This is a genomic window from Vibrio sp. PBL-C16, from assembly GCF_034321865.1.
Classification (GTDB): domain Bacteria; phylum Pseudomonadota; class Gammaproteobacteria; order Enterobacterales; family Vibrionaceae; genus Vibrio; species Vibrio alginolyticus.
The window spans coordinates 1,350,100-1,375,330 of the sequence record NZ_JAXLNY010000002.1; the positions used below are offsets into that span (position 1 = coordinate 1,350,100).

Genomic DNA, 25,231 nt, shown 5'->3' on the forward strand with positions numbered 1-25,231 from the left:
AAAGCTTGAACTACAAGCTATGAACTTTTATTTATACTTAATGGTTTTCTACTTTAATAAGTAAAACACCGTTTAAAAGTATCGCGTAACCTAGTAACTCTAAGCTTTCTTCGACCAAGTTTTTCACGTCTCTATTATATGAGTTCCCCATAAACTCGACCCAAAAATCACCATACCCTGCAAAGCGTGAGAATAAGAAAACAATGAAAAAGCCAATCGTTAATGTCGTGAAGCTAGAATGAGAAATGAAAAGTTTGACCTCATTTTTTATGTTAACTATGTTATTAAAACAAAAATAACAGACCGAGACTATTATAATCCAAGCAGGGTACTTCCATGAACCGTGAGAGAAATACTGCTCTATGTGGTAGTCCATTTCTCTAACGAATATAACCATAAAAAATGAAGACATTATTACTAATATGTGTTTGAGTTCAAGATACTCCTTAGATTTATACAAACACATTAACGATGAAAAAAGCACAAATGCTATTTGAGTCATTTCTATAAGAGAGTTCTCCGATGTGCTTTTGTCCATTTTTACGCTAAAATAAATCGTTGCTAACGTATAAATAACCAAAAAAATAAGATAAGATATTTTATATACTAACAAACTAGTGACCGAGGTGTGTTTTTCTTTAATATACATCGTAACTTGTATAGGTGATGGATTTGTTAGTATTATAAATCAAGAATTTTTTATATTTAGTGAATTAAGCGCCATTTAGAATGGAACTTAATTCACCTAACATTAAACTTCGATGGATCTTAAACATTTCTGTTTTAACTTATTGATTTTATTTGATTTTCTGTTAATTTTGATTAAATAGAATCAACTAGCTTTTATTGAAATGCTTTTCCCATATTGGTGGTATGCCAACTTCTTCTTGAACGATATCAATGAATGCCCTAACCAATGGTGATTGCTGACGGTGTGAGTACATGGCATAAATATCACCAAAATCTTGAGTTTCATATTCTGGTAAAAGTTGAACTAAATTAGAAGACTCTAGGTTGTTAGGAAGCATAAATTGACCTATAAGTGCAGCGCCCAGACCTGACTTTACGCTTTCAATTATTAGCTCAGCTTCATTTACCATGTATGACCCTGATATTGGGTATGTATCTAAACCATCTGATTTTGCTTTGTCGTAGAATTTAAGTTTATCGACAATAAAATTACCATTTGAATAAATAATAAAAGGTAGCTTAACTAACTCATCAGGCGTTTCTGGGTTACCATGTTTTTCAATTAAATTTCGAGAAGCAATGATTGCAGTCGTATTTTTTGCTAATTTTCTTGCTACCATTGATGAATCCCTCATAGGTCCGATTCGAAAAGCAATATCAAAATTACTTCTAATCACGTCTACATGAAGATCATCTAGCATTAGTTCAACACTTGCTTTTGGGTACTTATGTAAAAATTTCTCTATCGAAGGTTGTAGATAGAGTTTTCCAAATAATGTTGAGCTTGAAATTCGTACTTTCCCTGAAGGCTCAGTCTGAAAATTCTCCGCTATTTGTTGAGTATCATCAAGGAGTTGAGATATTTGGTCTGCTTTTTCTACTATTTGCTGGCCGACTTGTGTTAATGAAAGAGAGCGAGTCGTTCTGTTTAATAGCCTAACGCCTAAGTGCTCTTCTAACTGCTTGATGTGTTTAGACAAAACAGAGCGGTCGATATTCATCCCATCTGCTGCTTTTGCAAAAAATCCAGCTTTAGAGACTTCTAAAAGCAGGTGTAGTTTATTTGCTAAATCCACAATGTTTATCCACGTTAGATATTAGCGTATTAGTTTCATGTATAACTACTGCTCTGTCTAGAAATTATTAATATACTTAATAACCAAAAGAAAAGGGAGCAATAGCTCCCTTTAGTATGAATTTAAATGAGTATTTATATTATGGTTATAGTGTTTGACGTTTTTTGTTTCGACTCACTAACATGTAAAAAACAGGTGTGAGTAGTAATCCAAATACCGTTACGCCTACCATACCCGAGAATACAGCAATACCCATTGCTTGTCGCATTTCCGCTCCGGCCCCTGTACCAATCATTAATGGAATAACACCAGCGGTAAATGCAATTGATGTCATTAGAATCGGTCGAAGACGTAAACGACATGCTTCCAAAATCGCTGATAAGGTATCTTGGCCATTGTCTTTAAGTTCTTTAGCGAACTCCACCATCAAGATGGCATTTTTACACGCTAGAGCCACAAGGACAATCAAAGCAATTTGTGTGAATATATTGTTGTCACCACCAATGAACCAAACACCTGCTAGTGCAGAAAAAATGGTCATAGGAACGATCAAAATGATAGCGAATGGCAGTTTTAAACTCTCGTACTGCGAAGCTAGCACCATGAAAACTAACAAAACAACAAGTGGGAATATATACACCATCGTGTTACCAGCCAAAATCTGCTGGTAGGTTACATCAGTCCATTCATAAACCATTCCCTCTGCTAGGTTTTGATCCAGTACTTCCTCAATAGCCGTTTGGGCTTGGTCAGAGCTGTAACCAAAAGCAGGACTGCCGTTTAGTTCTGCACTAGGGTAGCCGTTATAGTGCATCACGCGGTCAGGCCCAATCGTGGGTATGATCTCCAGTACAGCGCCGAGAGGAACCATTTTTCCGGCAGCATTTCTTACTTTGTAATTAAGTATTTGGTCAGGTTCGAGACGATAGTTCATGTCTGCCTGGGCATTCACTTTGTATGTTCTACCAAACATATTGAAGTCATTGACGTATAACGATCCTAAATAAACTTGAAGCGCATCAAAAACCTGCTCTAGAGGAACACCTTGCAGCATAGCTTGTTCACGGTCTATTTGGATGTCCATCTGCGGCACTTGTATACGAAATGTGGAATATAATCCCATCAGCTCGGGTCTTGTTGATGCCTCACTTATTACCAAGTTCAATTGCTTGAAGAGCTCATCAAACCCCTTGTTCGCACGGTCTTCGATTTGAAGCTTAAAGCCGCCAGTTGAGCCAAGTCCTTGGATTGGTGGTGGTGGAAAAATCGCAACGAAGGCTTCATCAATGATTGAAAAGCTCTTATTCAAAGATGCAACAATCGCATTTGCTCCGAGAGTTGGATCATTTCGTTTATCGAAGTCCTCAAGCGTAACAAAAACGATGCCACTATTCGGACTGTTAGTAAAACCATTAACCGATAAGCCTGGGAAAGAAATGGTTTGTGCTACGCCAGGTGTTGCCAGCGCGAGGTTTTCCATTTCTTTAATAACGGACTCTGTTCTATCTAAACTTGCTGCATCTGGAAGTTGGGCGATCGCAACTAAATACTGCTTATCTTGTTGAGGAATGAATCCTCCAGGAACCGCTTTGAATAGAGAAACCGTTCCCCCGAGTAACGCAATGTATACCACCACAACAACAAGGCTAAAACGAATCAGCTTCTTGACCAGAGCTTGATATTGGTTCGAGCTATACTCAAAAATTCTATTGAATGGCGCAAAAACATACTTACCAAAAACCGCATCCAAGAGTTTGGTTAGCCGATCGGGTTTTGCGTTCTTATCTTGTAATAGCAGTGCTGATAAAGCAGGCGATAACGTCAACGAGTTAATTGCTGAAATAATCGTCGAGATCGTAATTGTTAGTGCGAACTGCTTATAAAACTGACCGGATAACCCTGTAATAAAGGTTGTCGGGATAAACACCGCACATAACACTAATGCAATTGCAATAATTGGCCCGGTAACTTCGGTCATTGCTTGTTTCGTTGCTTCTAGTGGTGCAAGACCATTATGGATGTTCCGTTCCACGTTTTCGACGACGACAATGGCGTCATCGACGACGATGCCTATGGCGAGAACAAGTCCAAACAACGAAAGTGTGTTAATCGATACTCCGAGCATTTGCATTACAGCGAACGTACCGATTAATGAAACAGGCACCGCAATGATAGGGATGATAGACGCGCGCCATGTTTGCAAAAACAAAATAACTACGACAACAACAAGTACAATTGCCTCTAGCAGAGTATGAACCACCGCGTCTATCGAACCACGAACAAAGACGGTCGGGTCGTAGGCTATTTCATATGAAACTCCAGTTGGAAAGGCTGCTTGTAAACGGTCCATGGTTGAACGAACCTGATTAGATAGCTCAATAGCATTAGCACCAGGGCGTTGGAATACGGGCATCGCCACCGCTGGTTTACCATTTAACAAGGCGCGCAGTGCATAAGAGTTTTGACCTAGCTCTACGCGTGCAACGTCTTTAAGACGCGTCAAAGCCCCTGTTTCGTCAACTTTTACTACGATGTCGTTGAATTCATCAATATTCTCCAAGCGGCCCTTTACGTTCAACAAAACTTGGAATTGGTTTTCATTAGCGGCTGGTTGCGCACCTAATGAGCCTGCTGCCACCTGTTGGTTTTGAGATCGGACGGCGGAGACAACGTCCATTACGGTTAGATTTCTAGAAGCGAGCTCATCTGGATTTAACCACAAGCGCATTGAGTACTCGTCACCACCGAAAAGGCGCACATCACCAACGCCTCCGAGCCGAGCTATCTCATCTTTCAAGTTTAAATTAGCGTAGTTAGCTAAATAACTGACTTCACGGCTAGAATCTGGAGAATATATATGCACAACCATGGTGAGATCAGGAGAGGCTTTTTCGGCAACAACTCCTAACCGTTGGACGGCTTCTGGTAATCGGGGCAAAGCTGTAGTGACGCGGTTTTGAATTTGAACCTGAGCTTTGTCCAAGTCCGTACCCAAAGCAAAGGTTACGGTCAATGTCATTCTACCGTCACTGGTTGCTTGCGAAAACATATATAACATGTTTTCTGTACCATTAATTTCTTGCTCCAGAGGCGTAGCAACTGTTTCTGCGATTACTTTTGGGTTCGCACCAGGATAGTTTGCTGTAACTACCACTGTAGGAGGGACAACCTCTGGATATTCACTCACAGGCAACTGTAAAAGTGAAATTGCGCCTACTATTAATATCAATAGCGATAACATAGAGGCAAATATGGGTCTTTGAATAAAAAAGTGTGCAAATTTCATTCGGTTGTCTTCTTAGTCTTGAGCTAAACGTTTATTTGGCAACGATGTTGAGTTTGAAGCCATAATCAATGAGGTGTTGCTGATATCTAGCGTGACATTTTTTGGTGAGATTTTGCTATTTGGGCCAACTTTTGCTGGGCCATTTACCGCAATAACTGAGTCGGCGTTCAAGCCATTCTCGATGGCACGAAATGTTCCGTAACGTTCGCCTAAGGTTACGATGCTGTATTGCAACGTATTCTCTTCATTGAGTGTTAATACAAAGCGGTTTTCTAGATCTGTGCCAATAGAACGCTCTGGAACGAGAACTCGTTCAACTGGTTTGGTTGTTGATATCTGAACTCGGCCAAACGATCCCACTTTTAAGTTTGATTTTGTTGCATCGAATACCGCTCGAACCTGCAAAGTACCGGTGTTTTCGTTGATGGAGTTGTCGACAAAGTCAACGCGTCCAAAAAACTCCTGCCCATTTTGTCCAGATAGTTCAAGACGAGTAGGTAAGTTAGAGTCGGCATTGATTGTCGAGAAGTAACGGTTCCAAGTTCGCTCATCGACATCAAAGTATGCATATACCTGATCGTTAGAGACAATGTTTGATATAACGCTTTGATTTGCGTTTACATTGTTTCCTTTAGTAATGAATGCTCTTGAAATAGTGCCGCTAATAGGGGCATATATCTTCGTAAACTCAAGATCTAACTTTGCGGATTCTAACTGAGCACGCAAAGCCATTAGTTCTGCAGAGCGTTGTTTTACTGCGGTATCTCGGGCCTCTGCTTGTTCCGCTGAGATGGCTTTTCGCTTAACCAGTTGAGCGGCTCTCTTTTGTTCGTTTGCTGCTTGCTCTAGCGCAGCTCGAGCACTCTTAACTTGCGCTTCAAGTCGTGAGACCTGAGCTTTGAAGGTTCGATCATCAAGAGTGACGAGTAAGTCACCTTTGTTGACACTCTGTCCGTCTTTGAATTCTACCGTTTCAATAACTCCGGAAACGCGTGGCATTAAAGAAACTTTCTCTGGGGCTTGAAGCCTTGTTGTAAAGGTGAACCACGATTGAACGGGCTCATAGATGACTTTGGAGACGTCTATCGTAGGTAAGGGAGTATTAGGTTGTCTGGTTATCTCTTCGTCTGCACAAGCAGCTAAAACGGATAAAAGGCCAATGCCGAAAACTTTCTTTAACATTTGTCGCGCCCTAAATGATTCTGTTCATACTAAAAGGAACGGCATTGTATTCATTGTACCTATGGGTAAATAGGCCCTCAGCGAACATAGAGTAGTGATAAAAATGCACGATTAAATATTGGTCAAAATGCTCGCATTTTGGTTTGAAAAAGGTCAGTTTAGGGTTTTAAAGACGTGGAGTATTGTTAAATGTAATAAGCCATAATAGATAGGAATAACTAAACAGAAGCTAAAGATAGCGACGAAAATTAAAGCTTTTTTAATTCGTGCATTATTTGCAATTCACTGATGCAATTTGAACCATAAAAAATTGAAATTAATTTTGTAAAATCCATTTCCCATCACATAAAGAATAAAAACTAAATAAGGAATTGTGCAGTGGATCTCGCAAGCCAACTTGAATTACTACTGGATGTCTCTGAATACGGAACTTTTGCTAAGGCTGCTGACAGAAATCATATAGATCGTTCAGCTTTGTCAAAACAGATCAAAAAGCTAGAGGATGAATTGGGCTTACGGCTGTTAAACCGTTCCACGCGTTCGCTATCCCTGACCAATGCAGGTGTTGAGATGGTGGCGCAAGCCAAGAAAGTAAGAGAGGTTCTAACCGAAACTCGTAGTATTGCTGCTACATTTCAGGATGAACCGAAGGGTAACTTGAAAATATCAAGCTCCACTTTCTTTGGCAGAGCATACTTAAATCAGGCAGTTAAAGAGTTTATAAAACAGTACCCAAACATTACTGTAGAGCTGCTGCTCGATGATAATCGAGTCGACGTTATCCACGAAGGTTTTGATGTTGTGTTTCGTATCGGACCAATCCGAGAGTCCAACATGATAGTGCGTAAGTTGGCAAGCAATAATATGGCACTGGTTGCATCGAAGAGTTTTATTGACAAGTATGGAGCCCCGAGCTCTCCAGAAGAGCTTATAAAAATGCCAGCAGTAATATACTCTAATGCTAACTTTAAGGCGGATAAGCTACGTATAGCGCCAAGCCAGTCATCAAGCGACGTTAGAACGTATAATATCAACGGGCAGTACTTCGTGAATGAAACTGAGTTAATGCTCGATGCCGTAAAATCTGATCTAGGTTATGCTTTAATAGGGCAGTTCTTTCTTCAGGAGAGTTTGAGTAAACAAGATCTTGTCCAGTTGCTTCCTGATTATAATCTTCCCGCAATAGGGGAAATATATGCAATGTATACTCACCGAAATCAACAACCATTAGCCAAACTATTCATTGATACTGTTCAAAAAATAATAGGGACGCCTCCTGTTTGGATGGATTATCTCAACTAATATGAGTACTAGGACATAATGTTTTAGATTGAGGGCTTGTTTATATTTATCCATAGAATATGGTTGAATTTGCACTTTAAAAATAATTGCCACTGTTCATAATTTCACTCGATTCAAACAACACAAGTAGTGGTAATTAAATGAAAATGACAAGAACGTCGATCGCAATCGCAGCACTTTTCTCTGCAAGTGCTGCAAATTCAGCCGTAGTTTATGAAGATCAAGAATCAGTGTTAAATATTCATGGCCGAGCGCAAGGGATGTATTATTTCTCTGATGATAAAAATGCTGACGGAGATAATAGCTACATTCGTGTAGGACTTTCAGGTGAGTCTAAAATAAATGAAGATCTTTATGCCTTCGGATTATATGAGTTGGAATTTAAGTCTAATCGCAGAGATGCAGATGGGATTGAAGATGATGAATTTGATATCCGAAAAGGCTATGTAGGAGTTGGTGCAGATTACGGAACAGTAAGTTATGGACGTCAATACGGTGCGGTCACTTTAGTATCTGACTACACGGATATTTTCCCGGAGTTTGGTAATGAAGCTGCTGGCGTAAGTGCGGATCTATATGGTACCGGTCGCTCCGATTCAGTATTTAAGCTAACGACAAGCTATGAAGGTTTGAATATTCATGTTAGCTATCAGGCTGAAAACGATGAAGTGTCAACAGATGCAGCCTCTTATGGTGCGGCGGCTGACTACAAGTTGCCATATGGCTTCAAAGTTGCGCTTGGTTACAACGAAGGTGAAGGGCAATCGGGTGCAGAAGATGCAGAGCTGCTAACGGGTGCTATTGCATTTGAATACGACAAGTTTTATGCCTCTGTTTTATACAGTGATGGTGAAAACTGGGCTAAAGATGGTTCTGAAAGTAATATTGATTACACCGGTATTGAAGCAGTTGCCACTTATGAAGTAACAGATAAGCTTTGGGCACTAGTTGGCTATAACAACCTAGAGCGTGATGATGAAGATGTCGTCGATTATTACTCACTAGGTGCAGAGTACGATTTGACTTCTAATTTTAAAGCACTAGCAGAATACAGAATTACAGATGTAGACAATGAAGACGATATTCTTGCAATAGCTGCGAGATATTCATTCTAAAAAATTAATAAAGCTAAAAAGCCTGAAACTATTTTCAGGCTTTTTTATTTATCGGTGTAATTTTATAAGTGCTGATTTTCATCCATATATAATGGATTATATTGATCGTTACTTGTTAAAGTGTTTTGGATATAATTGTTTTGTTAGCTAGTCCACTGCTAGTTTTCATTTTCATATTTTTTGAATGATGAGTTTTTTCTTTGGCAACAAGAAGTATCTTGTTGCCTTTTTTTATTTTTACGTCTTATGGTTAATTAAAACAAAAAGAGTTTTTTATATATTGCTATAAACGAGAAAAATATAACGACAATTGTCAATCTTAGGTTGAGTTAATCTTCATAAAAAAGTGAACTCAATTTCAAGGGTCTTTTTCATTTAAGTGATGTGGAATCCATATGGCGAACCAAGTGAATGATAAAGCGCCAAACGACGAAATGTATCTCAATGAAGATTGGAAAAATGATTTTTATGTAAACGATAGAGGTAGGGATTGATACTGTTTATGTAAGGAGAGAGCGATTTATGAAAAGCCGTCGTTTCAATGTGATTAGACACCTTTACTTTCTTAAAATAGGGAGGGCTCTAAGAAAGTAAAGGTGCAGATGATTTTTTAGTTTTTACCGCCGTCACTTGTTCTGAAGTGATAATCGAAGTTTATGATTGCACGATATTTAACTTCATCACGGTTAAGTGCGTATTCTTCAACTCTCACCTTACTATCATCGATTGCAATATCACGAGGGAAACCGCTTCCAATGATGTTTAGACGATTTCTAAGTTCATGTTTTGATAGCGTTTGGTATTCATCGACAAGATCAAACGCAGAGCTATAAGCGGCATCTTTTGTCGTAAAGTCATTGAGAACAACTTTGTTTGTAGAGTGTTCGACATGAATACCAGCAGTAGCAGATAAACTGAATAATAATAGTGATGAGAGCGTCATTAGTTTTTTCATATAGTCACCTTTTTATTTGTATTACAAAGTCAAGATGTCCAACGAATCCTTGTTAATATCTCTCGACAAAGGTGATAGTGCCATTATAGAAATGTGCTGTACATCACATTTGTGACCATTGACTATGGAAGAATTGTCAACAATAAAACTCAAGCACTTTTGACATTACGGTCAATGTGAAAAAGCGAATATCTGTATGGTTTCGTTAATAATTAAACCACTCTCGGAAACGCTGACTATTCAGTCAAAGCGTATGTTTCTTGTCGTTATAGTGACCTGCCTACAACTTAATCACTTAATGCATGCAATTCAATTGCAATGGCTTGGTATAGATTTTCATTCAGATCTTCCAGCTTAGTAACGATTCTACAAACTCTAGTGATTAAAAAGTCATTGTTTGTGGTTTTTTATTCTATTGTCGTGTATAAAAAAACTTTACAACAAATGATAAAGGAATATCCATGAAAAAGTTATTGTGTTTTGCTGCACTGGGGTTAGCTGTTTCGACGACGGTTAATGCAGACCCAATTTTAGACGACATCAAAAGTACAGGGGAGCTAAAAGTCTGCTTTGATTCTGGGTATATGCCTTTTGAAATGACAGCAAAAAATGGGCAGTACATTGGGTTTGATATCGATTTGGGTAAGCAAATGGCGCGTGCCATGGATGTTAAGTTTGTGCCGGTAAACACTTCATGGGATGGCATTATCCCAACACTGTTGACTGGTAAGTGTCACATGATTATGGGCGGGATGACTATCACACCTATGCGAAATACTCAGGTGAATTTCGCTGATCCCTATGTGGTTATTGGCCAATCCATTCTCGTAGATCTCAAACATGAAGGTAAAGTGTCTAGTTACCGTGATCTCAATAGTCCAGAATATGTTGTTGCAACTAAGCTTGGGACAACGGGTGAGCAAGCGGTAAAACGATACCTTCCGAAAGCTAAGATAAATCTATACGAAACTCAGTCTGAAGCGGTACTTGAGGTTGCCAACGGAAAGGTAGATGCGTTTGTTTATGACTTTCCTTACAACTCTATTTATGTGGCGGAAAACAAAGGGCAGTTAATGCACTTGGCTAAACCGTTTACTTACGAGCCTTTGGGTTGGGCTGTGCCGCAAGGAAATCCAGATACGCTCAACTTCTTGAACAACTATTTACGTCAAATTAAGGGCGATGGAACTTACGATCGCATTTACGATAAGTGGTTTAACGACGATAAATGGTTAAAGCAAGTTAAGTAATCATTTTGTTATTGTAGAGGAGCGGCTAGCTTCTGGCTCGGCTCATCGCCAACCAAACGGTTCGCGCTGTGAAGCTAACGCTTTTCTTTATTCAAATACCCAACCAACTTTAATCAAAGTCATTCTCGGAATCACATGCAAAATAACTTTAAATCCCTATTGTGGAACGCTGTTTTTGTTCTTGTTTTGCTATCAATTTGCGGTCTTGTCTATCTGTCAGGTAAGCGAATCGATTACAGCTGGAATTGGGAGCGTGTCCTTCCTTATATTGCCACTAACGCTGCTTCATCCATTACCGCGCCTGTCGATGGGAACATCATTCTCGACGAGAATAACCAACTGGCTCTGGAGAGTATTCATGGTGATATTGTTCTTGAACTAAGCCAATATAAGTCTGTGGACGTCTATGAAGGTGATCTTATTTTTGAAGGAGATACCTTAGCAACTATAAAAGAGTGGCGCTCTGGCCCAATTTTAGATGGTGTTGTGACGACCATTAAAATCTCACTCTGGTCACTTATCATTGCTCTAGCGTTGGGCTTAGTTGTCGGACTAATGCGTATATCCAGCAATCCGGCATTAAAAAAGCTGGCGCTTGTGTATGTCGAGGTTATTCGTGGAACGCCTCTTTTAGTACAGATTTTTATCGTTTACTTCTTTATTGGTACTGTGCTTGACCTTGAGCGTTTTACTGCGGGAGTGATAGCGCTCTCCGTGTTTACCGCTGCTTATGTCGCAGAAATTGTGCGGTCAGGAATCCAGTCAATCCCAAGAGGACAAATGGAAGCGGCGCGTTCACTAGGAATGAATTATCCCAAAGCGATGATTTATGTCATTTTACCTCAAGCGTTTAAGCAGACATTACCTCCCTTAGCCGGGCAGTTTATCAACCTGATAAAAGATTCCTCACTTGTCTCCGTGATTTCGATTACTGATCTGACAAAAGCGGGCAGGGAAGTCGTAAGTGGTAGTTTTGCCCCATTTGAAGTTTGGTTTACCGTTGCGGCCCTTTATTTGCTTCTAACTAGTACCTTATCTTGGGCAATACAAACGTTAGAAAAGAAATTGGCAGCAAGTGATTAATGGTGGAGTCATTAATGGAATACATTATTTCAGCAAAAACAATTAATAAAATTTACCCTAATGGCTGCCATGCGCTCAAGGACGTATCGGTAAATGTAGAAAAAGGGGAAGTGATTGTCATCGTAGGACCGTCAGGTTCTGGTAAGTCAACATTCTTACGGACGATCAATCAATTAGAGACAATAAATAGTGGGTCTATAATCGTAGATGGTATCGATATGTACCACAAATCTACGGATATCAATAAACTACGCGCTGATGTGGGCATGGTATTTCAAGGCTTCAACCTTTTTCCACATAAAACGGCGATAGAGAACGTCATGTTAGCACCTTTAAAGGTTTCTAAACGTGACCCTGAATCGGTGAAGAAAGAAGCAAAAGATTTGCTTTATAAAGTCGGTCTGTCGGAGAGAATGGATAATTATCCTAATCATTTATCAGGTGGACAGCAGCAGCGCGTCGCAATCGCTCGTGCGTTAGCAATGAAGCCCAACATTATGTTGTTTGATGAACCCACATCAGCACTAGACCCTGAAATGGTTGGAGAAGTTCTTGATGTGATGAAAGATTTGGCCAAGGACGGAATGACGATGGTCGTGGTTACTCATGAAATGGGTTTCGCAAAAGAGGTCGCTGATAGGGTGTTGTTTATGGAAGATGGTGAGCTTTTGGTTTCTGACTCTCCTGAGCGATTTTTTGATAACCCCACCAACCCTAGATTGCAGAAGTTTTTATCTAAAGTCTTATAATAAAAAGAAAATTTGATTGAGGGCGAGTCCCTCAATCACTTCATGCACTATTGTGGCTCGTAACGTTCGCCTCGCCGAGAGACATAGATAATGGGCTTTTTACTCGAAGTTAATGGCGATAACATTAGCTTGGTCCGAATGAAAGGTCTGGTAAATACTAAAGTGTTTAATCAGCCATTAAGTCTTTGTTCACTTTAAACATAACAATTTCATTTTGAATTGATAAAAATTGTGTTTGAATAGAGCTTATGGATGTTTGGCGGTATGGATGTCTAAATGAAGAAAGTAACAATTTTAGATGGTGGCATGGGGCGAGAGTTGAAACGTATTGGCGCCCCTTTTTCTCAGCCGCTTTGGAGTGCACAAGCGCTAATTGAATCACCACAACATGTAAAAATGGCCCATGAGAATTTCATAGACGCTGGCGCTGAGATTATCACTGTCAACAGTTATGCATGTGTCCCATTTCACTTAGGCGAGGAACTCTATGCAAAACGGGGGACTGAGTTAGCAAAATCTGCAGCTAAAATTGCCAGAGATGTAGTCACCAGCTCTAACGGTAGAGTGCTCGTTGCGGGTTCTCTTCCTCCTGTAATGGGGTCTTACAGGCCTGAATTATTCGAGCCGAAAAGGGCACTGGAAGTGGCTTCTGAGTTATTTGAAGCTCAAGATCAATATGTTGATATTTGGTTAGCTGAGACCGTGTCTAGCCTCGCTGAAGTTGAAGTTCTATCAATAATTTTAGCCAAAACAGATAAGCCCAATTATCTTGCTTTCACCTTAATGGATGAGCCTAACTCTTTGCCTCGTCTTCGCTCAGGGGAATCTCTTAAAGTCGCGGTCAATACGCTGTTGAAAACAAATGTTTCAGGTATCTTTTTCAATTGCTCTATTCCTGAAGTTGTCGAGCAAGCGATCATTGATACACTAGCAGTATTGAGTGAGTCAGGTAGAGAATTGACGATAGGTGTTTTCGCAAATAGCTTTGCTCCGATAAAGCAAGCGCACCAAGCCAACGAGACCATTCAGGAAGTTCGTCATTTCTCTCCGACTGAATATCTTGAGTATGCTAAAAAGTGGCATGTGCAGGGAGCGAGCATTATCGGTGGTTGCTGTGGGATTGAACCACGTCATATTAAATTGCTAGCGACTTGGAGAGACACTCTCGAAAACGCCTAATTTTGGTGAAGCGTAGGGAAGTATGGCAAGAGATTTTGTTTTTCGTTCATCGTTATAGACAAAATAAAGGTCTTTCATATCTGGCAAAGTAACAAGATGCTTTAACTTGCTCATTACTTTGCCAGTTTGCCTCGAGATCTTTATTAATTATTTTTGGTTCAGATTAACGACAATCTTTCCAACTGTTCTCTGATTTCGCATGTCCAAGAGTGCGTTGCTTACATCCTCTAAGCCGATGATCTTCAGTTTCGGCACTTCCAATTCTCCATTTTCTAATAGCTCAGACACTTCTTTTCCGGCATTAACGATACTTGCAAACCCTCTCTCGCCAAAGACATGACCAGAGCCCAAACTTATTTGATGGAAGCCCAAGCCTTTTAAGAAGGCATCTGGATATTGAGAAGGGTCGACAGTCTTGACGAGCTCCACCATTTCGCCCTCAAAGGTTAATACCGAGGCTGCAATTCGGTCGTTATCACCGCCTACACAATCGAGTGCAACCTCAACGCCATGATTTCCGGTAATGTCCATTACTCGCTTAATTACATCTTCATGATGATAATCAATCATATGGGTTGCTCCTAACGAGGACAAATATGCGTGATTAGCTTCTGAACTAGTAGCAATGATCTGTTCAACACCAAATGTCTTTGCTAACTGAATAGCAAAGCTTCCAACGCCGCCAGCACCTCCGGCGATAAAAATGCTGCTTCGATTTGAAATATCGAGCTTGTCTACCAAAGCGCGATATGCGGTCCAGGCTGCGCAAGGTGTGGATGCTGCCACTTCAACCGGAACCTGAGGGTGCTTTATGAGCGTTCTTGAATCATGGATAGCAAATTCAGCGAATCCACCGTGATGGCGCCTCATGTTGCCGTGATACAACACTTTATCGCCAACCTTCCAATCAACGACTGCATCGCCTACAGAGACTATTTCTCCTGATACGTCTAACCCGCCAACAAAATGGTTATCCATGTTAGTGACCATGCCTGACCAATAATGAATTTTTGCATCGACAGGGTTCAAACCAACAGCGTTAACTTTAACCAATACATCAAATTGGGTTTCTAGTTTTGGTGTAGGTAATTCGGATAAAGAGAAAGTATCGTTATCTCGTTGGTAAGTTATCGCTCTCATAGGTTTTCCTTATTATTAAGAATGGTCGAAAGTCATACTAACTCAGAGGATGCTGCTGCAATAATTATCGTTTTTTCTTATTTTGATAATTTTAGGTTATGTTTGATAAAAAGGATTCGAGATGCTCTGAAATTATCATCGACAACCAGTCTGCATAGCTAACGACATGTAACTTTATGATAAGTAATGACTAGTTTTATTATTCCATTTTTATGGAAATATTTTGTTGATCTTTTGTTTTGCGATTCTATAATTCCAGAAATGTCGAAATAAAGGCTTGTCTATCAGGTAAGCTTGTTAGCGAAAAATGACGAGGAGAGTAAATGTGAATACAGAAATTATAACTATGGCTAAAGAAGCGCTGGATATGTTTGCGTTTCTAGCAACCGAACTTATCATCTTATTTCTGGCAATTAGCTACATTGTCGGTGTGTTGCAAGATTTTCTAACGCCAGAAAAAATTCAATCTATTCTCAGCTCGAAAAAGGGTAAAGGTTACTTCATTGCTGCGTTGCTAGGTTCGATTACGCCTTTCTGTTCGTGTTCGACCATTCCTTTCTTAAAAGGCTTGTTGCGTGCAAGAGCAGGTTTTGGACCTATGATGGTGTTCCTATTTGCAAGCCCGTTGCTTAACCCAGTGATTATTGGCTTGTTTGTGGTGACTTTTGGTTGGAAAGTTGCGGTATTTTACTTTGCTATTGCGATGTCAGTATCAGTGGTAGCAGGCTATGTACTTGAAAAACTAGGGTTTGAACGTTACGTCAAACCAGAAGCATATCAAGCGGTAGGTTCTTCTTCGTGCGGTACTTCTTGTGGCGATTCAAGCAAGAAAAAAGAAGAAGCGAGACCAGCATCAATCTGTGGTACCAGCGCCTGCAATGAACCTACGCCAGTTGTGGCGAAAACATCTTGCTGTGGTGATGCACCAAAACCTGAACCTAAAGTGGAAGTGTCTTGCTGCTCATCAGACGGTAGTGCAACAGCGACAGTCTTGGAAGAGAAAGAACCTAGCCGCTGGGCACGTATTTGGCAATCAACTTGGAAAGACTTTAAGCAAGTGTTCCCTTATCTCATGATGGGCATTGCGATTGGTTCATTTATCTATGGCTTCATCCCGACGGAGTTCATTGCGGAGTTCGCTGGTGAAGCGAAGTGGTACGCGATTCCGGTCGCAGCAATCATTGGTATTCCATTGTACATCCGTGCAGAGGCGGTCATTCCACTTAGCGCGGCACTAGTACAAAAAGGTATGGCTCTTGGATCTGTTATGGCGCTTATTATTGGTAGTGCTGGCGCAAGTCTTACAGAAGTGATTTTGTTGAAATCAATTTTTAAGAACCAAATGATCGCTGCCTTCCTAATCGTTATCTTAACGATGGCCATGGGAGCGGGTTACTTATATACGTGGGCTTTTTTATAAAAATAACCCTCGGGCGATTGCTCGAGGGCTCTGTTTTTGTCGCCATATAGGGAAAGGGAAGTTTCCTATACCGCGCAGGCAATAAAAAGATAAAGAGGTTACTCGTAAATACTATAGGAGAAATATTTGCTGGCGATGGTTTTATGCTTACCGCTCTGGATCAATTTTTGTATTCCGCTATCGAGTAATGCTTTTAATTCTTTGTCTTGTTTTCTCACTGCTACGCCAATGCCACGGCCGAACCACTTTTCCTCTGTAAACGCTGGTCCAGTAAAGTGATAGCCTTTACCTTGTGCAGTTTCAAGAAAACCAGCACTTAAACCGATTGAGCCGCCAAATACAGCATCTAACCGTCCATTGAGTAGATCGGTAAATGCCTCATCGAACGTACCATAACGACGAATATCAATATCTGGATACAAGGCAGAAAGGTACTTATCACCAATTGTGGCTCTTTGAACTCCAATAGATAAACGATTTAGGCTGCCGTCATCCATGTTGATTTCTCTATCATTTTTCATTACAAAACGGGTCGGTACTTTTGCATAAGGGACGGTGAAATCGACTTTCTTTTCTCGTTCTTCTGTGATTGTCATTGCAGCAATAATCGCATCGTTCTTGCGACTAAGGAGAGAAGGGATGATGCCATCCCAATCCATTTTTGAGATAACGCACTTTACTTCTAACTCTTTGCATAACGCGTTAGCGAGGTCGACTTCAAACCCTTCTAGCTTTCGCTCTTTTGTCGTCCAGCTAAATGGGGGGTAAGCCCCTTCAACAGTGAAGCGAATTTGTTTCCACTCTTTCGCATGGCTGAAAACTGAAAATAAGCTAATAAACAATACGACTATCCATTTCATAAACGTTTCCTTGTAACTATTTGGAAACCAATGTTTAACACAAAGTAAGCAAATATCAATGGAAGTGCATATATGTGTGACCTTTCGCTCGCATTGTGTGAGCGAAAGGTTTTGCGTGTATTACAGCTTATCTTCAATAGTTACGAGGGGAACTCTCGTTGAGACAGCGTGAAGTGCAATGTTGTGAATCATTTCATCGACCGTGGTACAGCTATCCATTAAGATCGAAACATCATACTTGTCCGCAGATTTTGAAATAGCGGTATGTGTCACGCAGTTTTGTGTCATCATTCCGCATACAAGTAACTCCGTTACATTTTTGCTTGCCAATACTTCTTCTAAACGTGTTCCTTCAAAGCTATCTGCGAAGTGCTTTACCACGATTTCGGAATTCGGCGCTAAAGCAAGAACTTCTGGGTGAATATTGGCACCGTCGCTGCCTTCATTGAAGAATGGGGCAATACCCATGGCAGGGTCGGCAATATGCTGAATATGAATCACAGGAATGTCTTGCTCATTGGCTTTAGTTATTGCTCTCTTAACATTGTCTAAAGTCGATTCTGTATTCCATAAAGGAAACTTTCCTTCCGGGAAATAGTCGTTTTGCAAATCAATTACAAGTAGGGCTTTTTGAGTCATTTTCTTTTCCTTTTATTGAGGATCATTGCGGTACGAATAATATAAAGACTTTTAGCCACCTTCTTTAGAGTCTAAAATGACACAAAAGAGTCAAAAAGCGACACTTGAAGATAAATGAAAATAGCACTCGTTAATTACCCAGATAGCTCGCAAGCCTCCGTATATGGTTTAAGCGAACTCTTCGAGATGGCAAACCGTGCGGCGGCTAAATTGGGCGTTGATGTGCACTTTGAAGTAGAGATATTGGATCACTGGCCAAACACGCACTTCGATGTGAAAACAGCGGTAATGATTCCGCCTAGCGGCACTGGTCAATATTACTTAGAACCAGAGCCAGAGCTACTCGACTGGTTAAATGTCCAACATAGTAAAGGTGCGATTTTAGCCTCCGCCTGCGCCGGTACTTTTATTCTTGCTCAAACCCAGTTGTTGACCAATAAGTCTTGTACAACACACTGGGGCTTGGCTCCTTCATTAGCGAGTCAGTTTCCCGATATCCACGTAAGACAAGAAGCCATCCTTATTAACGAAGGAACGATCATTACGGCTGGGGGTATGATGTCATGGGTGGATTTAGGTTTGGAATTGGTTTCCTTATTTGCGTCACCGGCAGTAATGCGCCTGCTAGGAAAAATGTTGGTTATTGATACTGGTCCGAGAGAGCAACGCTTTTATCAACAGTTTACTCCAAACTTCCAACATGGTGATGGGGTAATTGTTCAACTACAGCACTATATAAACGATCATTATCAAGGAAAACTGAGCAATAAAGAGCTTGCAGAGTTGAGTTGTTTAACAGAAAGGACATTGCAGCGACGCTTTAAAAAGGCGACAGGTTTAAATGTTAACCAATACATACAAAGCTTAAGAGTACAAAAAGCTTGTGATTTACTTGAGTCGACAACCCTAACATTTGACGCAATATCATTTAGAGTGGGTTACCAAGATGTGAGCGCGTTCAGGAAAATATTTAATAGGATCGTAGGTTTAACACCGAAGTCGTTCAGATCTCGGTTCTGTTCATGAACGCCAGAAGTAAGATAATGTTGGTATTAAACATTTATAACTCAGAAGCAAACACCGCATATTTTTACAAGCTGGCTTAGCGTGATGAAAAGGGATAACAAGCTAAGCCAACCGTAGCGATCTTCTAAGTATTGAGAACTTTTTAGGATGCTTAAAGTGTTCTCAAATTACAACGACTTGTATAGGCCGCTGTTAATCACAAAAGCTATGTGATTTCCAAAACCAGTTTTCCAGTATGTTGCTTGCGTGAAAATACTTCTTGCGCTTGACCTATCTGGTTCAAGGGAAATGACTCCGCGACTAAGGGACGAATTGCGTTCTGTTCGATATAGCGAACCAAGTTACCGAATACTTCTGGTGCCAAAACGGTACAACCAAATAACGCTAGGTCTTTAAGGTAAAGAGTTCTTACATCCAGCTCGACAATTGGGCCGCCTATGGCGCCGGAAACAGCGTATCTTGATCCTGGTTTTAGTACCTGAAGAAATTGTGGCCACTGCTCTCCTGCGACCAAATCAATCACTACGTCAACGCTGTTTTCTCCGAGAGTCGCCGTTAAATTTGTATCGCGAGGGATAACTTGGTTTGCTCCTAATGCCGTGATCTGTTCTTTCTTTTCTGGGCTGGCGATAGAAATGACGTATGCTCCACGCGCCTTCGCCAGTTGGATTGCGGCAGAGCCAACACCACCGGATGCCCCTGAAATCAGTACAGTATCGCTCGCTGTGACATTAGAGCGGACAAGCATGTTCTCGGCAGTTGAATAAGAACAAGGGAAGGAGGCCAAGTCGATATCCGATAAACTACTCTTCACTGCATATGCATGTTTACTGTCAACAACAGTGAACTGAGCGAAGCCACCATCACATTCTGAACCGAAGTACCAAGGCGAGCTAAGTGCTTGACTGTTGAAGCGCGTAATACATGGTTCGATGAGCACGCGCTGGCCGACTCGTGATGGGCAGATATTCTCACCAACAGCGACGATGGTACCGCATACATCGGCACCTTGGATTCGAGGGAGAGATAGCGCGTCTCCTGACCAACTTGCATCCATGCTATTGGCGTCGTTTTTAGAATACCATGCTGTTCGGGTGTTGATGTCGGTGTTATTGACCCCGGCGGCGGCAACTTGGATCAATACATCATCAGGCGAGGGGACTGGCACAGGTATATCATCGCGGTAACGAAGCATATCTGGCCCACCATGACCGATAAGTTGGACGCCTTTCATGACTTTCGGGATTGTGGTCATTGATTGTTCTCCTTCATTAGTTCTAGCAGAGTGTGTTCAGCGGATGCAAAGGCAGCGTGACCGAGAACCGGCCATGCGTTGGATAGACCTTCATGTAACAAGAAGAGTGTGGTTGCGAGGTCTTCTCGCTGACTTAGTTGGAGCATAAGCTGACGAACCGCCAATTTGTGTTGTTTTACTGCTTGATTAATTGATAGATTTTCTGGATAGGCTGCTAATGCATTGATGGACATGCAGCCATTCGGTGCAAACTCCTTCATCCAATCCTCGAGGCGAGTGAATAGGTGTAATACAGCCGGTGTTCCATTGGCAGGGGCGTCTTCGAGCAAAAAACTCAAATACCTTTGATGGCGATGCTCGAGAGCTGCAACAATCATCGCTTCCTTGGAGGGGTAGTATTTGTACAGGGTTCTCAGGCTGACTTCGCAGGCGTTTTTGAGTTGGGGTACGCTAGGCTCGGCGAAGCCATACTGACTGAATGCTTTTTCTAGGCTTGCTGCGATTTTTTCTTTCACTATTTGATACACCAGGTAGAACGTTTGTTTTACCTAAGGGTAGAATAAACTTTCTACCTCAGTCAATGGTGTATTTGAACTCTGTATTGAAAGCCCGACGTAATGCCGGGCTAATTTAAGTGATTTTTATCGATTTGGAACGTGAATCAGTGTGCCGTTGCGGGCTGCTCTCCACGCTTGTCTAGCATTCCGCTGAAACGGGTTAGTAGTAGAGCACCTAATACTACGATCGCGCCAATCCAAGGTGTGTGCATCAGCCCAGCATTGGCCACGATAAGGCCACCACCCCAAGAACCCAGTGCAATACCTACGTTAAATGCAGCAATGTTGAGACCAGAAGCGACGTCGACTGCATCAGGTGAATATTTCTCTGCTAGTTTGACAACATAAACTTGAAGCCCTGGAACGTTACCAAAGGCAAACGCACCCCAGACAAGAATGGTCACTACTGCAGAAATTGGATTAAATGCTGTGACACTAAACACGAGCAATACCACAATTAGGCCCGAGAAAATGGCTGTCAGAGCTTTGATTGGCCCCATAGAGTCGGCCATCTTTCCGCCCCAGATGTTGCCGAATGCGACTGATACACCATAAACCAACATAATTAGGCTGATAGCGCTAGAGCCAAACCCCGATACTTCTTCCAAAATAGGAGCCAAGTAAGTGAAGGCAGTGAACGTACCACCGTAACCGAGCGCGGTGATTGCGTACACCAAAAGTAGACGAGGCTGAGTCAAGACTTTTACTTGCGATGACAGCTTGGTTGCTGGTGGTTGTTTCAGATTACTCGGCACTAGCAGAGCGCTTCCTATCAGTGCGATGATTCCAAGGATCGCGACGATTAGGAAGGTTGCCTGCCAACCAAATGTCTGGCCAATCCAGGTGCCAAGTGGCACGCCCGTCACTAGAGCTACGGTCAGACCGGTAAACATAATAGCAATTGCGCTAGCGGCTTTTTCTTTTGACACTAGGCCAGTGGCGATAGTCGAGCCGATCGAAAAGAACACACCGTGTGCAAGCCCGGTCAGTATCCTTGCTGTAACTAGTGTGTTGTATCCAGGTGCTTGCCAGGCTAACAGATTGCCAAGAACAAACAGTGCCATAACAGAAAGCAGAACGTACTTTCTTTTCCAGTTACCAGTCAGCGCTGTTAAAACGGGAGCACCAACCGCAACACCAAGTGCGTACAGGCTAACTAAAAGACCCGCTGAAGGTAATGATACGTTGAGGTCGGAGGCCATAGTCGGTATCAGACCGACAATTACAAACTCCGTGGTTCCAATAGCAAAGGCGCTCAGCGTCAATGCAAGTAAAGCTAAAGGCATAACAACTCTCTCTTATAATCATTGAATATGAATGGATAAACGAATAGCCCGTTTCCATGTCGTGTATTATTAAAGAGTTATTCGTTGCGAAAAATGGTGTTTATTACAAAATACTTTTGTTATAAATGATGAAAGTGCGCAGTTAAGAAAGGGGATGAAATGTTAACCCGATCAGATGAATTAGAGATTCTTATGGCAGTTGTGGATAGTGGTGGATTTTCTTCCGCTGCTGATGCACTAGGTATTCAAGTCGCTAGGGTATCTCGTGCGGTTAGTAAAGTTGAATCACAGCTGGGGGTAACCTTGCTGAATCGCACGACACGCAGAGTGGAAGTTACTGAGGAAGGGCATCAGTTTGTTGAAGCGGTTCGCTTAGGTTTACTACAAATACAGCAAGCTGAAGAAGAGATCATCACACGAGGTGAATTACCCAAGGGGCGCTTAAGAGTTGATGCCGCTAGCCCATTTGTTTTACATCAACTCGTGCCGTTAATTCAGCCATTTAAAGAGGCTTATCCTGATATTCAACTCGATCTTACCTCTAATGAGGGTTTTGTGGATCTATTGGAAAAAAGAACCGATGTGGCGATACGTATTGGACGATTATCGGATTCAACACTGCATGCTAAACCTTTAGGAACAAGTCCACTATTTATCGTTGCCACGCCTGGTTATTTATCTAAACGAGGTTTCCCTGAAGCGGTGAGCGATTTGCGCAGTCATAACTTGATCGGTTTTTCTGGCGCTAAAGTGTTAAATCAGTGGCCATTACGAGGGTTTGAGATGATAGAGCCTGATATCCTATCCAGCAGTGGTGAAACGGTTAGACAGTTAGTGCTGGCAGGGAACGGCATTGCATGTTTATCTGGCTTTATGGTGAAAGATGATCTTGATTCTGGACGGTTAGTGGCATTGTTTGAATCGGAAAAAATCACAAATACTGGACGAGAACAGGTCAATGCTGTGTTCTACAAATCTTCTTCAGTCTCTAAACGTATTTCCGCGTTCATCGACTTTATTCAACCAAGACTTACTTTAAAATAACACTATTATTGTTGTTTTAACAAAAGAGTTTTGTCGTTATTGCGGATTTTGTTTTTCCAACTGCCAAGCCTAGCGTGCCACCCCTTAGTAAGGTGGCACATATTTTTATTTGATCTTAGTTAAAGCGTGGCAACACGTACTGAGCGATCTGTTCCATTGATTTATCAATTGGTTGGCTATTACGACGGAAATGCAACCCGATGTGATTGACTCCTGCTTCTTGCATTTTTTCTAGCTCATCGCTCAAGCCATTGACTCCGGCCCGGATACCAAAATGATGCCGAACGACTGGTGCATTTGGGTTATCGACTAAATCAAGATGAATAAAGCTGGCGTAGGGTTTGTTTCTCGCTACGGAGCGCCAAAGTGCAACGCGGTGTTCATGATCATCAGGTGTGCCTGGGTAGGCGAGCCAGCCGTCTAGGTTTTCTCCTATCCATTGTGGACTTTGCTGCGCTAACCCTGCGACATAGATAGGAATATCAGCAAACTCGGGTAATAACTGTAGATCGTTACCCAGCTTATCATTTTGCGTATCTTTCAAAATCTCTACACTTTCTCGAAAAGCTGAGCCACGGCTGTCAAAGTTGGCATTAAAAACGGGATATTCACTAGGGCGGTCTCCACTAGCCACACCGAGTATCAGGCGGTCACCACTTAACTCGTTGATGGTCGCAGCGGCTTTTTTCACTAGCCAAGGTTGTCTTAACGGTAATACTATCGCTGCTGTCCCTAGTAGAATGTTGTCGGTGCACGCAGAGAGATAGCCAAGATAACTGAACGGTTCATAAATTTGTGCCGCGTCTCCAAAGTTAGGGTCGTACAACGGGACATCTCTCACCCACGCTACGTTAAAGCCTAACTTATCGGCTAACATAATACGCTGTTTATGTGCACTCATGTCTGGTACGCCGAACGGTTTTCGTTGGAGCAGGCGTTTTTTCTGGCCTTCTTGGGTCCAGTCATTATCTAGGGGGAGCTCAACCCCGATGGTGAATCTGTTACTTAAATCTTTATGCATTATGAAGCCTGACTATTACTGTGAGTACTAGGAGGCAAGGTGCCTCCCTGATATTCAGGACACTATGAGATTTTTGTTGTGAGAAAAAGCGGCAAAAAGACAAAAGTGTTTTGCCACAAACAGCGGTGGTCTTTAAAGGAACTGGTGGTTCTCTACCTTGATTTCTTGCTTGATGAAGTCAATAAAAGAGCTGATCCGGCGTGAGGTGCTGGCATTTTTGTAATACACCGCATGAACGGGCTGTTCGACATTATGCGTGTGTTCACTAAGCACGCCCACTAAGCGACCAGCTTGTCGGTCAGAGTAGGTCATAAAGTCAGACAGGCAAGCTATCCCCGCACCATGTAAGGCTAAACATCTTAGCGTCTCGCCATTATCAGATCTTAGGCTACTCATAATACGCAGAAGTTTGTTCTTATCATCCATGATCGGCCATTCCTTAAGATACTCCGGCTTGTTGAATCCAAGTAGCTTGTGATTGAGTAACTGATCTATTGAGGTTGGAGTACCATGTTGTCTTAAATACTCTGGACTCGCGACGATTCGAATCCGACTTTTACCAAGAAATATCGCGCGCATGGTTGAGTTTTGTAGCTCACCGATACGAAAAGCAATATCGGTTTTTGTTCCCAAAAGGCTAATATTTTCCTCATTGGAATTGAGATCGATTTCGACTTCCGGATACAAGCTCTGATATTTAGCAATGTGCGGCGTTAGTACGTGCAGTAAGAAGGGGGTAGCTGCGTTTATTCGTAGGAGGCCAGAGGGCTTATATTTCTGGCTTTTCAGTTGTGCTTCGGCATTCTCTACTGCTTCTACAATATGTCTGACTTTATCGAGGTATATCGTTCCTTCATTAGTAACATCTAACTTACGGGTTGTGCGATTTAACAAGGTCGTTTCGAGTTTGGCTTCTAGCCGAGATACCGATCGACTCACCGCCGAGACGGTCATCGATAACAGTTCAGCCGCAGAGCTGATTGAACCCGTATCGACCACGGCCATAAAGGTGCGCATTTCATCTAGAGTAGCTTTCATTGTTGAATATATTTCAAATTAGATTTGAGTATTGTTAACTTTACGGAAAGTTTCTTGCGGCGTAAAGTTTTGCTTCGA

At 41.7% G+C, this 25,231-nt stretch carries 21 protein-coding genes; 9 read left to right on the forward strand and 12 right to left on the reverse strand.

What is annotated here, in order from left to right; translation table 11 throughout:
• Nucleotides 1–836: 836 nt before the first annotated feature.
• The 3 genes from UQW94_RS14605 to UQW94_RS14615 all read right to left on the reverse strand — a co-directional run bounded on the left by UQW94_RS14605 (nt 837) and on the right by UQW94_RS14615 (nt 6,234).
• A complete protein-coding gene (locus UQW94_RS14605; RefSeq protein ID WP_322142328.1) occupies nt 837–1,766 on the reverse strand; it encodes a LysR family transcriptional regulator in 930 nt (309 codons plus the stop codon).
• A 145-nt stretch (nt 1,767–1,911) separates the two neighbouring features.
• Nucleotides 1,912–5,052, reverse strand: coding sequence for an efflux RND transporter permease subunit (locus UQW94_RS14610; RefSeq protein WP_225466585.1), 3,141 nt, complete (start codon nt 5,050–5,052; stop codon nt 1,912–1,914).
• 12 nt (nt 5,053–5,064) lie between these two features.
• A complete protein-coding gene (locus tag UQW94_RS14615) occupies nt 5,065–6,234 on the reverse strand; it encodes an efflux RND transporter periplasmic adaptor subunit (RefSeq protein WP_017634772.1) in 1,170 nt (389 codons plus the stop codon).
• Nucleotides 6,235–6,612: 378 nt separating this feature from the next.
• Here UQW94_RS14615 and UQW94_RS14620 point away from each other — a divergent pair, with 378 nt between their 5' ends.
• Nucleotides 6,613–7,536 carry a LysR family transcriptional regulator gene (locus UQW94_RS14620; RefSeq protein WP_085570005.1) on the forward strand — a complete coding sequence of 308 codons (924 nt, stop codon included), beginning with the start codon at nt 6,613–6,615 and terminating at the stop codon, nt 7,534–7,536.
• Between the two features lie 140 nt (nt 7,537–7,676).
• Nucleotides 7,677–8,651, forward strand: coding sequence for a porin (locus UQW94_RS14625; RefSeq protein WP_005377322.1), 975 nt, complete (start codon nt 7,677–7,679; stop codon nt 8,649–8,651).
• 610 nt (nt 8,652–9,261) lie between these two features.
• Here the strand turns inward: UQW94_RS14625 and UQW94_RS14630 are convergent.
• Entirely contained in the window at nt 9,262–9,606 is a 345-nt protein-coding gene (locus UQW94_RS14630) for a DUF3316 domain-containing protein (RefSeq protein ID WP_005377323.1), read from the reverse strand.
• 461 nt (nt 9,607–10,067) lie between these two features.
• Here UQW94_RS14630 and UQW94_RS14635 point away from each other — a divergent pair, with 461 nt between their 5' ends.
• From UQW94_RS14635 to UQW94_RS14650, 4 genes are all read left to right on the forward strand, one after another.
• Nucleotides 10,068–10,856: a transporter substrate-binding domain-containing protein gene (locus tag UQW94_RS14635; protein WP_005377324.1), complete on the forward strand. Its 789-nt coding sequence runs from the start codon at nt 10,068–10,070 to the stop codon at nt 10,854–10,856.
• A gap of 135 nt (nt 10,857–10,991) precedes the next feature.
• Nucleotides 10,992–11,939 (forward strand): amino acid ABC transporter permease, encoded by a 948-nt coding sequence (locus UQW94_RS14640; RefSeq protein WP_005377325.1) that lies wholly within the window; start codon nt 10,992–10,994, stop codon nt 11,937–11,939.
• A gap of 14 nt (nt 11,940–11,953) precedes the next feature.
• Nucleotides 11,954–12,688 carry an amino acid ABC transporter ATP-binding protein gene (locus tag UQW94_RS14645; protein ID WP_170893395.1) on the forward strand — a complete coding sequence of 245 codons (735 nt, stop codon included), beginning with the start codon at nt 11,954–11,956 and terminating at the stop codon, nt 12,686–12,688.
• 276 nt (nt 12,689–12,964) lie between these two features.
• Complete coding sequence (locus tag UQW94_RS14650) at nt 12,965–13,867, forward strand: homocysteine S-methyltransferase family protein (protein WP_322142329.1); 903 nt, start codon at nt 12,965–12,967, stop codon at nt 13,865–13,867.
• A 147-nt stretch (nt 13,868–14,014) separates the two neighbouring features.
• On the opposite strand, the gene UQW94_RS14655 is transcribed toward UQW94_RS14650, so the two are convergent.
• The gene (locus tag UQW94_RS14655; protein ID WP_322142330.1) at nt 14,015–15,007 is read right to left on the reverse strand and encodes a zinc-binding dehydrogenase; all 993 of its coding nucleotides are present in this window, start codon (nt 15,005–15,007) and stop codon (nt 14,015–14,017) included.
• A gap of 346 nt (nt 15,008–15,353) precedes the next feature.
• On the opposite strand from UQW94_RS14655, the gene UQW94_RS14660 reads away from it, so the two are divergent.
• On the forward strand, nt 15,354–16,427 hold the full coding sequence (locus UQW94_RS14660) for a permease (RefSeq protein WP_416153104.1): 1,074 nt from the start codon (nt 15,354–15,356) through the stop codon (nt 16,425–16,427).
• A 98-nt stretch (nt 16,428–16,525) separates the two neighbouring features.
• Here UQW94_RS14660 and UQW94_RS14665 read toward each other — a convergent pair whose 3' ends face one another.
• Together UQW94_RS14665 and UQW94_RS14670 are read right to left on the reverse strand one after the other, a co-directional pair.
• A complete protein-coding gene (locus UQW94_RS14665; protein WP_322142332.1) occupies nt 16,526–17,287 on the reverse strand; it encodes a transporter substrate-binding domain-containing protein in 762 nt (253 codons plus the stop codon).
• A 120-nt stretch (nt 17,288–17,407) separates the two neighbouring features.
• Nucleotides 17,408–17,926: a cysteine hydrolase family protein gene (locus tag UQW94_RS14670; protein WP_033906138.1), complete on the reverse strand. Its 519-nt coding sequence runs from the start codon at nt 17,924–17,926 to the stop codon at nt 17,408–17,410.
• A 114-nt stretch (nt 17,927–18,040) separates the two neighbouring features.
• On the opposite strand from UQW94_RS14670, the gene UQW94_RS14675 reads away from it, so the two are divergent.
• Nucleotides 18,041–18,952, forward strand: coding sequence for a GlxA family transcriptional regulator (locus UQW94_RS14675; protein ID WP_322142333.1), 912 nt, complete (start codon nt 18,041–18,043; stop codon nt 18,950–18,952).
• 205 nt (nt 18,953–19,157) lie between these two features.
• Here the strand turns inward: UQW94_RS14675 and UQW94_RS14680 are convergent, their stop codons facing one another.
• The 3 genes from UQW94_RS14680 to UQW94_RS14690 form a co-directional block, all read right to left on the reverse strand.
• Nucleotides 19,158–20,207, reverse strand: coding sequence for an alcohol dehydrogenase family protein (locus UQW94_RS14680; RefSeq protein WP_322142334.1), 1,050 nt, complete (start codon nt 20,205–20,207; stop codon nt 19,158–19,160).
• Complete coding sequence (locus UQW94_RS14685; RefSeq protein WP_042523849.1) at nt 20,204–20,725, reverse strand: TetR/AcrR family transcriptional regulator; 522 nt, start codon at nt 20,723–20,725, stop codon at nt 20,204–20,206. Before UQW94_RS14685 ends, UQW94_RS14680 begins: the two co-directional genes overlap by 4 nt.
• Before the next feature lie 143 nt (nt 20,726–20,868).
• Nucleotides 20,869–22,050, reverse strand: a complete 1,182-nt coding sequence (locus tag UQW94_RS14690) for an MFS transporter (RefSeq protein WP_176310984.1) — start codon at nt 22,048–22,050, stop codon at nt 20,869–20,871.
• Between the two features lie 159 nt (nt 22,051–22,209).
• On the opposite strand from UQW94_RS14690, the gene UQW94_RS14695 reads away from it, so the two are divergent.
• Complete coding sequence (locus tag UQW94_RS14695) at nt 22,210–23,094, forward strand: LysR family transcriptional regulator (RefSeq protein ID WP_005377338.1); 885 nt, start codon at nt 22,210–22,212, stop codon at nt 23,092–23,094.
• Between the two features lie 115 nt (nt 23,095–23,209).
• Here the strand turns inward: UQW94_RS14695 and UQW94_RS14700 are convergent, their stop codons facing one another.
• A complete protein-coding gene (locus UQW94_RS14700) occupies nt 23,210–24,115 on the reverse strand; it encodes a TIGR03571 family LLM class oxidoreductase (RefSeq protein ID WP_322142335.1) in 906 nt (301 codons plus the stop codon).
• A 132-nt stretch (nt 24,116–24,247) separates the two neighbouring features.
• The gene (locus UQW94_RS14705; RefSeq protein ID WP_005377343.1) at nt 24,248–25,153 is read right to left on the reverse strand and encodes a LysR family transcriptional regulator; all 906 of its coding nucleotides are present in this window, start codon (nt 25,151–25,153) and stop codon (nt 24,248–24,250) included.
• Nucleotides 25,154–25,231 lie beyond the last annotated feature (78 nt).

Bases quoted from the DNA above. Each gene is read 5' to 3' on its own strand.
- UQW94_RS14650 (WP_322142329.1), top strand. From the start codon at position 12,965: ATGAAGAAAGTAACAATTTTAGATGGTGGCATGGGGCGAGAGTTGAAA.
- UQW94_RS14670 (WP_033906138.1), bottom strand. From the start codon at position 17,926: ATGACTCAAAAAGCCCTACTTGTAATTGATTTGCAAAACGACTATTTC.
- UQW94_RS14655 (WP_322142330.1), bottom strand. From the start codon at position 15,007: ATGAGAGCGATAACTTACCAACGAGATAACGATACTTTCTCTTTATCC.
- UQW94_RS14610 (WP_225466585.1), bottom strand. From the start codon at position 5,052: ATGAAATTTGCACACTTTTTTATTCAAAGACCCATATTTGCCTCTATG.
- UQW94_RS14645 (WP_170893395.1), top strand. From the start codon at position 11,954: ATGGAATACATTATTTCAGCAAAAACAATTAATAAAATTTACCCTAAT.
- UQW94_RS14705 (WP_005377343.1), bottom strand. From the start codon at position 25,153: ATGAAAGCTACTCTAGATGAAATGCGCACCTTTATGGCCGTGGTCGAT.
- UQW94_RS14625 (WP_005377322.1), top strand. From the start codon at position 7,677: ATGAAAATGACAAGAACGTCGATCGCAATCGCAGCACTTTTCTCTGCA.
- UQW94_RS14630 (WP_005377323.1), bottom strand. From the start codon at position 9,606: ATGAAAAAACTAATGACGCTCTCATCACTATTATTATTCAGTTTATCT.
- UQW94_RS14665 (WP_322142332.1), bottom strand. From the start codon at position 17,287: ATGAAATGGATAGTCGTATTGTTTATTAGCTTATTTTCAGTTTTCAGC.
- UQW94_RS14680 (WP_322142334.1), bottom strand. From the start codon at position 20,207: ATGACCACAATCCCGAAAGTCATGAAAGGCGTCCAACTTATCGGTCAT.
- UQW94_RS14615 (WP_017634772.1), bottom strand. From the start codon at position 6,234: ATGTTAAAGAAAGTTTTCGGCATTGGCCTTTTATCCGTTTTAGCTGCT.
- UQW94_RS14640 (WP_005377325.1), top strand. From the start codon at position 10,992: ATGCAAAATAACTTTAAATCCCTATTGTGGAACGCTGTTTTTGTTCTT.
- UQW94_RS14690 (WP_176310984.1), bottom strand. From the start codon at position 22,050: ATGCCTTTAGCTTTACTTGCATTGACGCTGAGCGCCTTTGCTATTGGA.
- UQW94_RS14695 (WP_005377338.1), top strand. From the start codon at position 22,210: ATGTTAACCCGATCAGATGAATTAGAGATTCTTATGGCAGTTGTGGAT.
- UQW94_RS14700 (WP_322142335.1), bottom strand. From the start codon at position 24,115: ATGCATAAAGATTTAAGTAACAGATTCACCATCGGGGTTGAGCTCCCC.
- UQW94_RS14675 (WP_322142333.1), top strand. From the start codon at position 18,041: ATGAAAATAGCACTCGTTAATTACCCAGATAGCTCGCAAGCCTCCGTA.
- UQW94_RS14635 (WP_005377324.1), top strand. From the start codon at position 10,068: ATGAAAAAGTTATTGTGTTTTGCTGCACTGGGGTTAGCTGTTTCGACG.
- UQW94_RS14660 (WP_416153104.1), top strand. From the start codon at position 15,354: ATGGCTAAAGAAGCGCTGGATATGTTTGCGTTTCTAGCAACCGAACTT.